The sequence below is a fragment of the Lachnoclostridium phocaeense genome, from assembly GCF_959599685.1.
Lineage (GTDB): Bacteria > Bacillota > Clostridia > Lachnospirales > Lachnospiraceae > Claveliimonas > Claveliimonas monacensis.
This window is the reverse complement of the sequence record NZ_CAUGIN010000015.1, coordinates 44,308-58,940: the sequence shown is the minus strand read 5'-3', so window position 1 is coordinate 58,940 and position 14,633 is coordinate 44,308. Positions and strand designations below refer to the sequence as shown.

Below are 14,633 nucleotides of genomic sequence, written 5' to 3'. Positions count from 1 at the left end.
ATGCTGCCCGCAGGCAGCCGTTCAAAATTCTTTTTTATTCTACTTCCGAAACGGGAAAGTTGCAATTAAAAAACTATAAACTCTTTTCTTTCTTCTGATTTCGCCCTATAATAATAGAAACACCCCCACGAAAGGAGCTTAATTTATCATGGAAGATCAGAAACAGCGAGTTTACGATGCCCTGAATAAACTGGGCATTAAATATGAAGTAGTAGAGCACGAGCCTGTCCACACTATGGAAGATATGGACCGTCTCGGACTTCCCCAGAAGGGAACCCTGTGCAAGAACCTGTTCCTGCGGGACGCCAAGGGAAAACGGCATTTTCTCGTCACCTGCGATGAGAAGAAGACCGTGGATCTCAAAGCGCTGGGCCGCACCCTGGGCGCCGGCAACTTAAGTTTTGCCTCCGAGGAGCGCCTGGAGAAATATCTGGGGCTAAAGCAGGGAAGCGTCTCCCCCTTCGGGCTGATGAACGACACAGACCACGCTGTAGAATTCTTTATTGACAAGGATCTGAGCCGCTGCAAAAGCCTCGGCATCCATCCCCTGGAAAACACAGCGACCGTCTTCCTGTCCTTTAAAGATCTGGACAAATTCCTCTGGGACCTGGACGTAGACGTGATCAAGATCAAGCTGTAAGCAAAGTATACAAGAGCCAGGAGCTCTCCTTCCTGAGGGAAAGCTCCTGGCTTTTTATTCTTCTCTATTCTCTTTTATAAAATGTTCTGCAAATGCGCGGATCTCATCCTGTCCGCCTGCCAGTGTTCCCTGGATCATGCCAGGTTTTCCTCCGCCCCGGCCTTCAAACCGGCTGTTCATCGCTTTTCCAAGAGGTCTCACATCTGCCTGGCGGCTGCCGATCACATACCGGTAGCCATCTTCTTCTGTCCCTGCAAAGACCGCGCAGATATCGGCTCCCCGATCAAGGAGCAGATTCATCAGCTCTCTCGGCGCATCCCCTGCAAGACTTCCGTCAAAGACAGCGGTCACCGGGGATTCGATCTGGATCTCTTTTGCACGGTACGCCAGGATCTGGTGCACAAGTTTTCCATTCTCATACTTCTGCTTCTCCAGCTCCTCCTTCTGCCTTTTCACCGCCCCGGCGATCTGATTTTCCTTCTCGCACAGCAGCGCGCCGATCTCCTTCGCGCCTGCCAGCTTCACCTCGTAGTCCCGGAGCGCCCGGAAGCCGCAGAGCATCGTGATCCGCTCTCCGCCTTTGTAGTTCATACGGTTCACCAGCTTGATCAGGCCGATCTCACCTGTCCGCTTCACATGGGGCGCACAGCAGGCGCACACATCATATCCCGGCACGCTGACGATCCGGACCTGCCCCTCTATCTCGATCTTGCTGCGGTACTCCATCTGTTCCAGTTCTTCCTTCGAGGGGTACTGCACAAGGATCTCCAGATCCGACACCACCGCCCGGTTGGCCTCCCACTCGATCTGGCGGAGCTCCTCCGGCGTAATGGGACCGTCAAAGTCCATGGTGCAGTAGTCGCTGCCCAGATGGAAGCCCACATTGTTGTAGCCAAAGCGGCTGTGGACAAGACCGGAGACAATGTGCTCCCCGGTGTGCTGCTGCATTTTCTCAAAGCGCTCCTCCCAGTCGATCCGGCCGCAGACCAGATCTCCCGGCTCCAGGGGGGCCTCCGTCCTGTGGTACACCACGCCGTCCCGCTCCCGGGCATCCAGCACTTTCACCTCTCCCAGGTATCCGGTGTCCGCATACTGCCCTCCCCCTTCCGGGAAAAAGCAGGTCTGATCCAGCACAGTCCAGAAACCGCCGTCCTCTTTGCACGCCGCGCAGAAGAGGACCCGCGCCTCAAATTCCTTCCGGTGGCTGTCCTCATAGAACAGCTTTCTCGTCATATCTCCAGTATATTCTGGCAGCTCCATCTATCTCTACATCCTTTCCGTCGCATTCCAGTCAGCTTACATCCTCTCCGGCGCCTCAAAGCCAAGCACATCGATACAGCTCTCCAGTATCTTCTTTGTCAGCACAAGAAGGGCGATGTAGCTCTTTTGCACTTCCTTATCTTCCTCTGCCAGGATCCTTGTCTCATGGTAGAACCGGTTAAATGCGTTGGCCAGCTCATAGATGTACGCGCAGATCTTGTGGGGTGCCAGCTCCTCAAAGGCTGTCTCCATGACTCCGTTGTACTTGGCCGCCTCCAGCATCAGCGCCTTCTCCTCATCCCCGTGAGCGCCGGTAACTGAAAGGCCCTCCAGTGTCTCTCCGGCCTCTGTGTATTTATTGAGGATGGACTTGATCCGCACGATGGTGTATAGAATATAGGGACCTGTATTTCCTTCAAAGGAAGTAAACCTGTCCACATCAAACACATAGTCTTTGGAAGCCTGGTTGGAGAGGTCCCCGTATTTGATAGCGGAAAGCCCCACAGTCCTGGCTGTCTCCCGGGCCTCCTCCTGGCTGACTGTCCGGTTGTCTGTGATCTTGCGGTACATCTCCTCGTTGATCTCCGCAATCAGGCTCTCCAGACGCATTACACCGCCTTCTCTTGTCTTGAAAGGCTTTCCGTCCTTGCCGTTCATAGTTCCAAATCCCAGAAAACGCAGTCTCGTCTCTTCCGGCACGATACCGGTCTTCTTGGCCGCGCGGAACACCTGCGTAAAGTGAAGCTCCTGTCTCTTGTCCACCACATAGATCACCTGATCCGGGTGGTAGTCCTGCTCTCTCTGGACCAGAGTGGCAAGATCCGTGGTGCCGTAGAGCGATGCTCCGTCCGATTTCTGGATCATACAGGGCGGGATTTCCTTTGTGTCGCTCTCCTCTTTCACGTCAATGACAAGGGCCCCCTGGTCCACCCGGGCATATCCCTCCTCTTTCAGCTTCTCGATCATATCCGGGATATAGGCCTGAGCGTCAGCCTCCCCCTTCCAGAGATCAAAGTCCACATTCAGGTTGCTGTAGTTCTTTTTCAGATCCGTCACAGAGACCTGCATGATATGTTTCCACACAGCCGTGTATCCCCTGTGTCCGTTCTGAAGAAGATAGGTCGCATGCAATGCTTCTTCCCGGTAATCCTCATGCTCTTTCGCGTAGGCGCTGGCTGTCGGATAAATCTCCTCCAGCTCCCCGATGGTGAAGGGCGCCTCCTCGGGATACTCTCCCTCAAAGGACTCGTCAAAGTATACCAGATCCGGCTGGCGCTTCTTCAGCTCTGTGATGATCAGGCCCATCTGGTAGCCCCAGTCGCCCATGTGGATGTCTCCCAGCACTTTGTGTCCCATAAGACGGCAGATCCTCTTGACGCTCTCTCCTATGATGGCAGAGCGGAGATGTCCTACATGGAGCGGCTTGGCCACGTTGGGTCCGCCGTAATCGATGACAATGGTCTGGGGATTGCTGGTCTCTTCCACGCCCAGTTTTTCGTCCGCTTCCATCTCATTCAGATAGCCTGCTATATATTTATCGTCCAGTTTGATATTGATGAACCCTGGTTTCACCATCTCTGCTGAAAGGATACATCCCCCCCCCTTAATCTGATCCACCACATCCTGGGCGATCATAAAAGGAGCTTTTTTGTATGCTTTGGCGCCGGCCATGGCGCCGTTGCACTGGTATTCACACAGATCCGGCCTGTTGGACAGGGTCACCTTTGCGTAGGAGCGGTCATATCCTGCCGCCTCAAACGCCTCTTCCATTTCTTCCGTGATCAGATCTATCAGTTGTTTCATTCTTTTTCCTCCATTCCTGCAGCCAGGATCCTTCCTCGCACCCTGACATCATCTTATAAGTCTACCATAATCAGGCTTTTCTCTCAATATCCTGTTTTTTATATTCTGCACTTTTTTCTGGTTTTCTTCTTTCCTATATACCGGGCCGCGCAGGCTTGCATTTTGCGCCCAGGTGTGCTACCCTCATTGCCAGGCCCGGACAGTCATCGCAGCAATCCGGGGATCTGACAGAAGACTTTTCAGAAACGAGGGATATTCCATATGAAGATAGGTTCTCATGTGGGGATGAGCGGAAAGGACATGCTCCTTGGCTCCGCGAAGGAGGCCGTCTCCTACAGCGCGGATACATTCATGTTCTACACAGGCGCACCCCAGAATACAAGAAGGAAAGAGATCAGCGAGCTGAACATAGAGCCCGCCTGGGACTACATGAAGGAGCACGGCATAGAGGAGATCATTGTCCATGCTCCCTACATCATCAATCTTGCCAACACAGTGAAGCCGGAGACATACGAGCTGGCAGAGCGGTTCCTGGCCCTGGAGCTGGAGCGCACCGCCGCATGCCGCAGCCAGGTCCTCATCCTGCATCCCGGTTCCCATGTGGGCGCCGGAGTGGACGCAGGCATTGCCCAGATCATCCGCGGGCTGAACCATATCCTGACACCGGACACTCCGGTGTACATTGCCCTGGAGACCATGGCCGGGAAAGGATCCGAGATCGGCCGCAGCTTTGAGGAGCTGGCCCGCATCTACGACGGCGTCACATGCAGCGACAAGCTCCGGGTCTGCTTTGACACCTGCCACACAAGCGACAGCGGCTATGACATCATCCACGATTTTGACGGCGTCATAGAGAAATTTGACCGTCTCATCGGCAAAGACCAGATCGCTGTCTTCCACATCAACGACAGCAAAAATCCGGCAGGAGCCTCAAAGGACAGACACGCCAATATTGGTTTCGGGCAGATCGGTTTTGAAGCCCTGAACTACATTGTGCATCATCCGGATTTCCAGGATGTGCCCAAGATCCTGGAGACGCCCTACGTCCCCTCACCCACACAGGCCAAGAAATCCTTTGCCCCTTATAAATATGAAATCGAAATGCTCAGACAGAAGACCTTTGATCCGGATCTTCTGGAGAAGATCGCCGGCGTTTAGTCCGGCTTTTTTCTTGACATTTTCACTTAAATGTATTATTGTACTACATAGATAATACATTCAATCTTAACATCCCGAAAACTCCACAAGAAAAGTGAGGTGATCACATGCCATGGGACTTAGATAACGACCGCCCCATCTACCTGCAGATCATGGAAAGGATCCAGCAGGACATTATATCGGGCGTCTACAAACCCGGCGACAAGCTTCCTTCTGTGCGGGACCTGGCGGTAGAAGCCGCAGTCAACCCCAACACTATGCAGAAGGCTTTATCCGAACTGGAGCGCAGCGGACTTGTATATGCACAGCGGACCAGCGGACGTTTTATCACGGAGGATGAACAGATGCTCAAAGAGATGAAAAAAGAACAGGCTTCCCGCCATATAGCGGAGTTCTTTGAGAAAATGAGAAGTCTTGGCTTCCGGGACGAAGAGACACTCTCCCTGATCCAGGAAGCAGTAAAGGAGGAACACTGATTATGAAGCCGATATTGGAATGTAAGGGGCTTTCCAAAAAATACAACAACATGTACTACGCCCTCACCAATCTGAATCTGGCGCTGGCCCCCGGCCAGATCGTAGGGCTCCTTGGACCTAACGGAAGCGGGAAGAGTACGCTGATCAAGCTTATCAACGATCTCCTTGTTCCCACAGAAGGCATGGTTCTTGTAGACGGCATGACTCCCGGCGTGGAGACAAAAAAAATCGTCTCCTACCTGCCGGAGCGCAGCTATCTGGATCCTGCCATGAAGATCAAGGACATGATTTCCTACTTTGCGGATTTCTATGAGGACTTTGTTACAGACAGAGCATGCCATATGATGACAGACCTGGAGATCGACGTAAACGCCAGGATGCGCACGCTCTCCAAAGGGACAAAGGAAAAGGTGCAGCTTGCCCTGGTCATGAGCCGGGATGCCCGCCTCTATATCCTTGATGAGCCCATCGGAGGCGTGGACCCCGCTGCCAGGGACTACATCCTTCGGACCATCCTTACCAACTACAACGAGGACGCTACCATCCTTCTGTCCACCCATCTCATCACAGACATCGAGAACATCCTGGACCGGGTGCTTTTCCTGAAGCAGGGGCAGATCGTGCTGAACCAAACGGTGGATGAGATCCGGATGAACCAGGGAAAATCCGTGGACGCTTTATTCAGGGAGGTATTCAGATGCTAGGAAAACTGATCAGATACGATTTAAAATCCACCACAAAATTTCTTGTCATCATCCATATTTTCCTGGTGGCAGCCTCCGTGTTCGGACGCATCTTCCTGACAGGAAGGCTGGATTTTGAGTCAGACGAACTCAACGAGCTTCTTCTGACGCTTGCTTTTGTCGTGTACATTATCATATTTGCCGGCGTGTCTTACGGGACCTACATTGTCATTGCCGTACGGTTTTACAAAAATATGTTCTCGGACGAGGGATATCTTACCAACACCCTTCCTGTAACCAAGGGCATGCACCTTCTTTCCAAGACCATCTCCGGGAGCATCTGGTGCGTCATCGACATGCTGCTCATCTATGTCTGCGCCTACATCCTGCTGGCCATCCCGATCATAACAGACCCGTTAAGCGCACACTGGGATGAGTTCATCCGGCTGCTGGGCTTCCAGGGCCAGGGAGACTTTAACTTCTTCCTGTTTTACATGGCAGTCCTCACCATAGTCAGCGCCGTGGGCAATGTGATCACCATCGAGGCCTCCGTTGTCCTGGGACAGCTCTTTAACGGACACAAGGTACTGGGATCCGTGGTATCCTACTTTGTCATCACCACGGTCATCGCCATCGCCTCCACTGTAATCATGGGTGTGCAGGGCATTTTAAGTGACAGTATCGCCATGAACTCATCCACCACCCCGGAATCCATTGACCTTGCCGGATATATGATGGATATACTGAACATCAGCTTCGGCATTTCCGTTGCCATAGCCGTCATCCTCTATCTTCTTTCCTACTTCATTATGAAGCGGAAGGTCAATCTCTCATAAAATAACAGGCGGCCTTTAAAAGACCGCCTGCACAAGAAACATATAGAGCACCGTACCGGCTCCGATACTGAGAAGATTATTTCTCTTCCATACGTGGAGCCCTGCGGTTACCAGCACCGCCGCTGCTTCCGGTATCCCGTACGGGGCCGAGAGCACCGGCGTTGTTTTTAGGCAGTACACCACCAGCATGCCGATGACAGCCGGCGTCAGCACCCTCCCAAGGTACTGCACCACATCCGGTATCTCCTTCCCTTTCGGAAAAATAAGGAAAGGAACCACTCTGGTGGCAAAAGTGGTCAATGCCACAGCCAGTATGATGAGCAGCGACATTCCAACGCTTAACGGCATACTTTCTCCCCCCCTCTCTCAAGGCGTGTCCGTCCCACAAAAAGCAGGAGGACGATAAGGAGCATGGAAGGCAGCACAAAATTGTCCGCCCCGAAGATCTGCAGGCAGGCAAAAGCCGCTGCCACGCCGATCACCTCCGGCACCCTGTTCTTTTTATCCATCCACTGTTCCACAAAGATCACCACAAAGAGAGCTGTCATGGCAAAATCGATCCCCTCTGAATTAAAGGGGATCAGAGTCCCCGCAAGAGAACCGATGACAGACCCGATGACCCAGTAGGACTGATTCATGATGGAGATAGCAAAAAGAAACTTCTCCTCATCCACATCCTCCGGCACTTTTGTCGTACAGAGCAGGGAATATGTCTCGTCTGTCAGCCCGAAGATCATGTACCATCTTTTTTTCCCCATGGAATGAAACCTGTCCAGAAGGGAAATCCCATAGAAAATATGTCTCACATTCACCATCAGCGTCATAAAAATGACCTGCACAAAAGAAATACCCGGCACGAAAAAGTTCACTGCCAGATATTGCCCTGAGCCTGCATACACCAGAAGGCTCATCAGCATGGCCCACAAAAAATTATACCCTTTCTCTGCGTACATCACACCGAAGGCGATCCCGATAAACAGATACCCTGTCAACACAGGTATTGTATACGGGAACGCCTTCCGAAATGCATGTCTGTATCCTCTCATACTTTGTGCGTCCTTTATCTTTCTGTATTTCTGTATATACCCCACCGGCCAGAGCCTGGCGCTCTACTGCTGCCCGGCTGAGGCTTCTGAGGCTTCCTCCAGATCAGAGAGCGCCTCCGCCAGAATGGCATCCGACGCCACTGCTCCGTCATAAGCTGCCTGTACCTCTGTCATCAGCTGCCCTGCATCCTCCTGGGATGCCAGAAGCTGCGCTGCCTCCCGGGTCTCCTGGTCCGGCATTTCCTCCCCCACACAGAGCTCTCCCGTCTCTTCATCCGGCTCTATATAGAGGATCTCCAGTCCGGGGGCCATGGTGTAGATATCCTTTATCTTCATATCATAGCGAACAAATGCCAGATATGTGTCCTTGTACTTCCCCCGCTTCGTGTAGGTCTTCAAATTTTCATACCCTTCCGCAAACGGGCTCTGCGCAGTTCTCTCTTCATAGTATTTCCGAACTGCCTTTGTGATCCCGGAGTCTGTCTCCTCCCGGAGAGGATTGTCCTTTGCCTCCTGCCATCCTTCGTTCACTGTCTGCACGTCTTCATTCTGGACAGACACGGCCTGGGCCTTGTCATCCTTTGCAGATTTCTCCCCTGCGTAAAGAGTTCCGGCAGCTACAGCGGTCACGGCCAGCAGCACACAGAGCAGCATCGCTGCTGTGGATCTGCTGTTCCCCGCGCCCTGGCTGCCTTCTTTTCTTTTTCTTTTCATGACAACCTCCATTACTGTGTGATCATCAGTTGCCGGCAGACAAGGGGCACTACAAATGATACTAGCAAATATTTAAAAAGTCAAGGCAGGTCCCGGGGACAGTTTTTTCGTTTTCCCCCTTGTATTTTCCCTACAGATATGGTATTATACTTTTTGTCTCTGTAGCTCAGTGGATAGAGCACTGCCCTCCGGAGGCAGGTGCGCCAGTTCGACTCTGGTCAGAGACGTAAAGAGGAACAGCAAGATCAGCTGTTCCTCTTTTTTATTCCTCAGATGTCAGGACCAAAGTCAGCTCTCTGCCCTGTCCATCTCCCACACAGGCAGACGCAGCCTTCCTTCTTTTCTCTTATAATGATAGGGGATATCCGAGAGAACTTCCTCCTCCCTCACCTGGGTCTCATTGATCTCCTTCACGATCATGGCCGTCTCCCTCCAGGAGGGCGCACTGCTGTCCGGCACAATGATCATCTCATGGATGCTGCTGGGGAGCACGTAGAAATCCTCCTTCAGATATTCTCCTATGTTCTTCAGAACATCTCGGTAGAGAACTGCCGCTGCCCCGAAATTCCGGATGCAGTTGGTGAGGATATACATGCTGTACCCCTTCGTTTCATCCAGGTCCGGTGAGATATCCTCCCCCTCCACCCCTGCCAAAAGAGCGTACAGTGTTGTAAACTCCTCCGGCAGGAGTCTTCTTGTGTTGGCGCAGGCCTCCTCATAGATCTCCTCCCTGGTGACCTTCCACCATCCCAGGTGCTCGTTTCTCACAAGCATGGTGGCAATCCGGTCATCCTCCTTCATATCCACCAGCACATAAAAGACAATAGCAAGGTCCAGATAGGGGATGTAGGGCACCTGCGCAAGGAGATCCCTGTTCTTTTCTCTGTTGATCAGCTGATAGATCAGCTTTGCCCGCACATTGGCATACTTTGTCACAAATTCGCCCTCCCAGGAGTGCCCCATGCGGACATGGCTGTACAGGCACATGATCTGATCCGCCAGCTGTTCAAAAGAATACCCGCGCTTATACCTCTCATAGTATTCCTCCAGATAGATGGTGGGGGACACATTGATCCCGGGCTCACTAAATACGATCCCCTTCCTCTTTTTTCCGTTGTTCTTTGTCACCTGCCTGACACCAAGAGACCTGCCCCCGTCCAGGCTGCTTCTCAATTTTGCTTCCATCTGCTCTACAAACTGTTCATACGACATAGTTCTCCTTTCCCTGCATGCTATTTTTGTGAAATGCTGCCTGAAACAGGCTGATCTGAAAACAGATATCCAGAATGGTCTGACCCGGCTTCACCGGAATGAATATTATGGTGACTTATATTATAAAAAAGCCCTGCACAAAATGCAAGGCTTTTTCGTCATTCTTTTACTTTTCAAACTGCAGATTAAACTCTGGACAGGTACTCTCCTGTACGTGTATCGATCTTCAGCACATCGTCCTGATTTACGAACAGAGGAACCATGATCTGAGCCCCTGTCTCCACGATAGCCGGCTTTGTAGCACCTGTAGCTGTATCTCCCTTCACACCCGGCTCTGTCTCTGTCACGCGAAGCTCTACTGTGATAGGCGGTTCAATGGCAAATACATTGCCCTGGTGAGAGATCACTTTTACAGTGTCGTTCTCTTTTACAAACTTGAGGGAGTCACCTACAACATCTGCGTTGACAGCCAGCTGGTCAAATGTCTCCATATCCATGAAGTTGTAGAGGTCTCCGTCTGAGTACAGATACTGCATATCTTTTCTGTCGATATGAGCCGTCTCAAACTTCTCTGTAGGACGGAATGTCTTCTCGACAACGCCGCCGTTGATGATATTTTTTAATTTTGTACGAACAAAAGCTGCTCCTTTTCCAGGTTTTACGTGCTGGAAATCAAGGATCTGATAAATGTTTCCCTCGATCTCCACAGTTAATCCGTTTTTAAAATCTCCTGCTGAAACCATTATAATCCTCCTTAAACTGTACCTTTAGATAGCACATGTCCTTCTTTTTCACTTGTTCCATTTTATAATACTCTGGTGCTTTTTTCAACCTTTTTTTCCATTCAGGCTCTTTCTGTAAAAGTAGAGCACGATTTTCTCCAGATAGCGCTTCAGCACGATCTGGATCTCCTCCCTGGGATGGATGGGTTTTACAAGGATATTGGGGATCCCCGCCCGCTTTGCTCCCCACACATCAGTAAAGAGCTGGTCTCCTATGAACACCGTGTTCTCCCGGTCTGTACCCATGATCTCCATGGCCCGGATGTAGTTTTTCACAGAGGGCTTATGGGCGTTGTAAACATAGTCCACCTGGATGGGCTCGTTGAACATCTTCACCCGCTTCTCCTGGTTGTTGGAGATCAGGCAGCACCTGAACCCGATATCTTTGAGCCTCTGAAACAGGCGGACAGCCCGCTCGTCCGCAGGCGCCCCGTGGGGAACCAGCGTGTTGTCAATGTCAAAGATCAGGCCGCGCACACCCTCTTCATACAGTTTTTCAAAATCGATCACATATGTGGAAGCCACATATCTGTCGGGAAAAAATCGATCAAGCATTATTTCTCTTCCATCTCCGTCAGTTTCTGGATCATCTCCTCGCACACCTGGAGCACAGTCTTTCCGTCTGTGTTTACCACAACGTCAGCCGCCGCCTCATATTTCTCCCGGCGCTGCTCCATCAGCTCAGAGATCCCCTCTACATTCTTCCTGCCGTTGAGGACAGGACGGTTCCTGCTGTCTTTTACTCTCTCATAGATAGTATCCGGACTTGCGGTGAGCAGGACAACCCGGCCGTTCTTTTTCATCTCCTCCACATTTCTCTCGCGCATGGCCACACCGCCGCCGCAGGAGATCACTGTGTTTTTCCGGGACTGCATCTCGATGAGCAGGCTTGTCTCCAGCTCACGGAAATACTCTTCTCCGTATGTAGCGAAAATATCCTGGATGCTCATCTCCTCCCGCTCCTCGATCACCTGGTCCATCTCCACGATGTTCATGGCAAACATGGTGCTCAGGTAATCGGAGATGGTCGTCTTGCCGGCTCCCATAAATCCGATAAGGATGATATTGTAGTCAAACAGTTTCCTTGCCTGGATACGCTTGCTGTTGCGGTTGATCCGCCGGAAGACATCGTAGATCTCTTCTCTGTATTTATTGTCCCCCAGCTTTTCTTTCAGGCGCGCTGCCTGCTTCGCCTCCTGCTGGGGCTGGAGGATCGGCATACCGTACTCTTCCTTGTACGCCATGATCTTCTCAACTATAGCGTTTCTCTCTACCAGTGCATCAATAATCTTATCATCGCACAGCGCAAGCTGCTCGCGATACATCTCCAAGTCGTTCATGGCTTTTCTCTCCTGATCATTTTTAAAAATACATTTTTATATTATAGCAAAATACATGCTGATTTTCAACGAAAACAGGCGAAAAACGCGCTTATTACGTCCAATTTCCATCTTTCTCCAGAAACCATAGACATATTCTATCATCCGGCACAAAAACATGAATTTGTTTTATCTTTAACAATGTTTTATACTGTTGTTATAGCGAAGGTCTGCTTATCTGAAAAACTACATTAACGGAGGTAAATCAAATGAAGAACAACTTCAAACACATCTTCAGCCCCCTCACGATCAACGGTATGACACTCCCGAACCGTGTTGTCATGATGCCCATGGGAAGCGACTTTGCCGGGCATACAGGAGAGCTGAGTGATGAACACATCAAATACTATGAGCTGCGCGCAAGAGGCGGCACAGGTCTCATCATCGTAGAAAATGTATGTGTAAAATATCCGGAGGGTTCCAACGGAACAACCCAGCTGCGCATTGACAAGGACTGCTACATCCCCCGCCTTTTCAATCTGACGGAGGCCTGTCACAAGTACGGTGCCTGCATGGGTGTACAGCTGAACCACGCCGGCGCTTCTGCCATGTCCTCAAGGATCGGCATGCAGCCTGTCTCCGCCTCCAATCTTCCTTCCAAAGAAGGCGGCGAAGAGCCACGCCCGCTGACAAGAGAAGAGCTTGAGAGCATTGCAAAGGACTATGGCGCTGCTGCACGCCGTGCAGTAAACGCAGGCTTTGACATGGTGGAGATCCACGCCGGACACTCCTACCTGATCAGCCAGTTCCTCTCACCTACCATGAACAACCGTACAGACGAGTTCGGCGGCTGTGCCGAGAACCGCGCACGCTTCTGCCGCATGGTCATCGATGAAGTCCGTGCAGCAGTTGGTCCGAGAGTGCCGATCTCCCTCCGTCTGAGCGTGGACGAGCTGGTAGAGGGCGGAAACACAGTAGAGGACTGCCTGGAGTACCTGGAGTTCTTAAATGACGGCGTGGACATGTTCGACACCTCCTCTGCCCTGAACCCTTCCATCCAGTACCAGATCGACGCCAACTATTTAGAGGACGGATGGCGCTCCTACATGGCAAAGGCTGTCCGGGATAAGTTCCACAAGCCTACTATTGCCATTGGAAACATCCGCAATCCTCAGGTGGCAGAGGACATCCTGGCAAGGGGCGACGCAGACCTGATCGGCATGGGCCGCGGACTGATCGCAGATCCTGACTGGTGCAACAAGGCAAGATACGGCAATGTGGAGGACATCCGCAAATGTATCTCCTGCAACATCGGCTGCGTGGGCAACCGTATCGGAGGCAACAAGCCGCTGCGCTGTACCGTAAATCCGGACCTCATTAACGGAGAGGCCTACAAAAAACAGAAAGTGAACAAACCCTGCAATGTCGTTGTTGTGGGCGCCGGCACAGCCGGACTGGAAGCTGCCTGCACAGCTGCTGAAGTGGGCTGCCACGTCACACTTCTGGAAAAGCAGGATCATGTAGGCGGACTTTCCGTGGAGATCTCCAGAATTCCGGCCAAGAAACGTCTGGCAGATTTCCCGACATACCTGAAGCACCGGGCAGAGAGCCTTAAAAACCTGACCATCAAGACAGGTGTGGACGTGACTGTGGATATGATCAAATCCTACAGCCCAGACCTGGTTGTAAACGCCACCGGCTCTGTACCGCTTCTTCCGCCTATCGAGGGACTTCACGAGAACCTGGGCAAAGAGGATACAGGCGTGTACGGTATCAAAGATCTGATGGATGACATCCCGGCCTTTGACAAAGACATGACCGGCAAGAAGGTCATCGTCATCGGCGGCGGCGCGGTAGGTCTTGACGTAGTAGAATTCTTCGCCCCCAGAGGCGCTGAGACAACTATTATCGAAATGATGCCCGTCATCGGCAAGGGTCTGGATGCCTCCACCACTTCCAGCATGAAGGAGTGCATGAAAAAGCACAGCGTGACACAGCTTGTGAACACAGCTCTGCTGAAAGTCAACCCCCACTCCTTCACCGTGAAACGCGATGGCCAGGAGGAGGAGCTGCCATTCGACTACGGCTTTGTATGCCTTGGCATGAAGGCTCACGCGCCCCTCTGGAACGACATTGCGGAAGGCTTCGAGGGTGAAGACACAGAGATCCTCAACATCGGTGACTCCGTGCGGGCACGCCGCATCATAGACGGAACCGACGCAGGCCGCCACATGGTGCTTGCCACATTAGACAGACTGGGATACCTGTAGAGCGCACTCTCCGGGACAGACGTTGCTCATACGAGTTCACGCCTGCCCCAGATTTCACTATATCCATCTCACAAAATGCCACATCGTTACCTCTGGACATTTCCACCGCTTTCTTTTAAAATAGAGAACGAAAACAGACAGAGAAAGGATACACCAATGGCATCAAAAACACTGGAACAGGTCACAAAAGAAATAGAGCAGGTGCTGGCCCTCAACGATTCAGGCCAGACCATAAAGCAGATCAGCCAGGCCCTGGAGCTGGATGAGGACTACATCTACAGCATCCTGATCTGCCGTCAGAGCCACTCTGACGACGCAGCCTCCATCGCCCACATGGTTATGATGGACTAGCGCCGCAGACACCTTTTACGGCATAAAAGAAGAGACAAGGGCACATGTGGGAGGTCAATCCCTCCGCATGTGCCCTTGTCCGT

16 protein-coding genes and 1 tRNA gene are annotated in these 14,633 nt (G+C 51.8%); 8 read left to right on the top strand and 9 right to left on the bottom strand.

Annotated features, from left to right (window positions below):
- Positions 1-148: 148 nt before the first annotated feature.
- Positions 149-640 (top strand): prolyl-tRNA synthetase associated domain-containing protein, encoded by a 492-nt coding sequence (locus Q5911_RS08580; protein ID WP_076778022.1) that lies wholly within the window; start codon positions 149-151, stop codon positions 638-640.
- 54 nt (positions 641-694) lie between these two features.
- Here Q5911_RS08580 and Q5911_RS08575 read toward each other — a convergent pair whose 3' ends face one another.
- Both Q5911_RS08575 and argS read right to left on the bottom strand, forming a co-directional pair.
- Positions 695-1,873 (bottom strand): alanyl-tRNA editing protein, encoded by a 1,179-nt coding sequence (locus Q5911_RS08575; protein ID WP_303182400.1) that lies wholly within the window; start codon positions 1,871-1,873, stop codon positions 695-697.
- A gap of 63 nt (positions 1,874-1,936) precedes the next feature.
- On the bottom strand, positions 1,937-3,703 hold the full coding sequence (gene argS / locus Q5911_RS08570) for an arginine--tRNA ligase (RefSeq protein ID WP_076778025.1): 1,767 nt from the start codon (positions 3,701-3,703) through the stop codon (positions 1,937-1,939).
- Between the two features lie 261 nt (positions 3,704-3,964).
- Here argS and Q5911_RS08565 point away from each other — a divergent pair, with 261 nt between their 5' ends.
- From Q5911_RS08565 to Q5911_RS08550, 4 genes are all read left to right on the top strand, one after another.
- Positions 3,965-4,861, top strand: coding sequence for a deoxyribonuclease IV (locus Q5911_RS08565; RefSeq protein ID WP_303182385.1), 897 nt, complete (start codon positions 3,965-3,967; stop codon positions 4,859-4,861).
- A gap of 107 nt (positions 4,862-4,968) precedes the next feature.
- Positions 4,969-5,337 (top strand): GntR family transcriptional regulator, encoded by a 369-nt coding sequence (locus Q5911_RS08560; RefSeq protein ID WP_076778029.1) that lies wholly within the window; start codon positions 4,969-4,971, stop codon positions 5,335-5,337.
- A gap of 2 nt (positions 5,338-5,339) precedes the next feature.
- Positions 5,340-6,041, top strand: coding sequence for an ABC transporter ATP-binding protein (locus tag Q5911_RS08555; RefSeq protein WP_076778031.1), 702 nt, complete (start codon positions 5,340-5,342; stop codon positions 6,039-6,041).
- Positions 6,035-6,856 (top strand): hypothetical protein, encoded by an 822-nt coding sequence (locus Q5911_RS08550; RefSeq protein ID WP_076778033.1) that lies wholly within the window; start codon positions 6,035-6,037, stop codon positions 6,854-6,856. Before Q5911_RS08555 ends, Q5911_RS08550 begins: the two co-directional genes overlap by 7 nt.
- A gap of 15 nt (positions 6,857-6,871) precedes the next feature.
- Here Q5911_RS08550 and Q5911_RS08545 read toward each other — a convergent pair whose 3' ends face one another.
- The 3 genes from Q5911_RS08545 to Q5911_RS08535 all read right to left on the bottom strand — a co-directional run bounded on the left by Q5911_RS08545 (position 6,872) and on the right by Q5911_RS08535 (position 8,616).
- The gene (locus tag Q5911_RS08545; protein ID WP_226395567.1) at positions 6,872-7,204 is read right to left on the bottom strand and encodes a branched-chain amino acid transporter permease; all 333 of its coding nucleotides are present in this window, start codon (positions 7,202-7,204) and stop codon (positions 6,872-6,874) included.
- Positions 7,195-7,902, bottom strand: a complete 708-nt coding sequence (locus tag Q5911_RS08540; RefSeq protein ID WP_303182384.1) for an AzlC family ABC transporter permease — start codon at positions 7,900-7,902, stop codon at positions 7,195-7,197. Before Q5911_RS08540 ends, Q5911_RS08545 begins: the two co-directional genes overlap by 10 nt.
- A 63-nt stretch (positions 7,903-7,965) precedes the next feature.
- Positions 7,966-8,616, bottom strand: a complete 651-nt coding sequence (locus Q5911_RS08535; RefSeq protein WP_303182383.1) for a hypothetical protein — start codon at positions 8,614-8,616, stop codon at positions 7,966-7,968.
- Positions 8,617-8,771: 155 nt separating this feature from the next.
- On the opposite strand from Q5911_RS08535, the gene Q5911_RS08530 reads away from it, so the two are divergent.
- Positions 8,772-8,843, top strand: a tRNA-Arg gene (locus Q5911_RS08530).
- Between the two features lie 61 nt (positions 8,844-8,904).
- Here Q5911_RS08530 and Q5911_RS08525 read toward each other — a convergent pair.
- From Q5911_RS08525 to Q5911_RS08510, 4 genes are all read right to left on the bottom strand, one after another.
- Positions 8,905-9,828, bottom strand: coding sequence for a DUF5688 family protein (locus Q5911_RS08525; RefSeq protein WP_076778042.1), 924 nt, complete (start codon positions 9,826-9,828; stop codon positions 8,905-8,907).
- A gap of 185 nt (positions 9,829-10,013) precedes the next feature.
- Complete coding sequence (gene efp / locus Q5911_RS08520; protein ID WP_076778044.1) at positions 10,014-10,571, bottom strand: elongation factor P; 558 nt, start codon at positions 10,569-10,571, stop codon at positions 10,014-10,016.
- 84 nt (positions 10,572-10,655) lie between these two features.
- Positions 10,656-11,165, bottom strand: coding sequence for a YqeG family HAD IIIA-type phosphatase (locus tag Q5911_RS08515; protein WP_076778046.1), 510 nt, complete (start codon positions 11,163-11,165; stop codon positions 10,656-10,658).
- Entirely contained in the window at positions 11,165-11,950 is a 786-nt protein-coding gene (locus Q5911_RS08510) for a shikimate kinase (RefSeq protein ID WP_303182382.1), read from the bottom strand. The genes Q5911_RS08515 and Q5911_RS08510 overlap by 1 nt, the downstream gene beginning before the upstream one ends.
- Positions 11,951-12,198: 248 nt before the next feature.
- Here Q5911_RS08510 and Q5911_RS08505 point away from each other — a divergent pair, with 248 nt between their 5' ends.
- Together Q5911_RS08505 and Q5911_RS08500 are read left to right on the top strand one after the other, a co-directional pair.
- Positions 12,199-14,199 (top strand): NAD(P)/FAD-dependent oxidoreductase, encoded by a 2,001-nt coding sequence (locus Q5911_RS08505; protein WP_303182381.1) that lies wholly within the window; start codon positions 12,199-12,201, stop codon positions 14,197-14,199.
- A gap of 156 nt (positions 14,200-14,355) precedes the next feature.
- Positions 14,356-14,550 carry a hypothetical protein gene (locus tag Q5911_RS08500; RefSeq protein WP_076778052.1) on the top strand — a complete coding sequence of 65 codons (195 nt, stop codon included), beginning with the start codon at positions 14,356-14,358 and terminating at the stop codon, positions 14,548-14,550.
- Positions 14,551-14,633 lie beyond the last annotated feature (83 nt).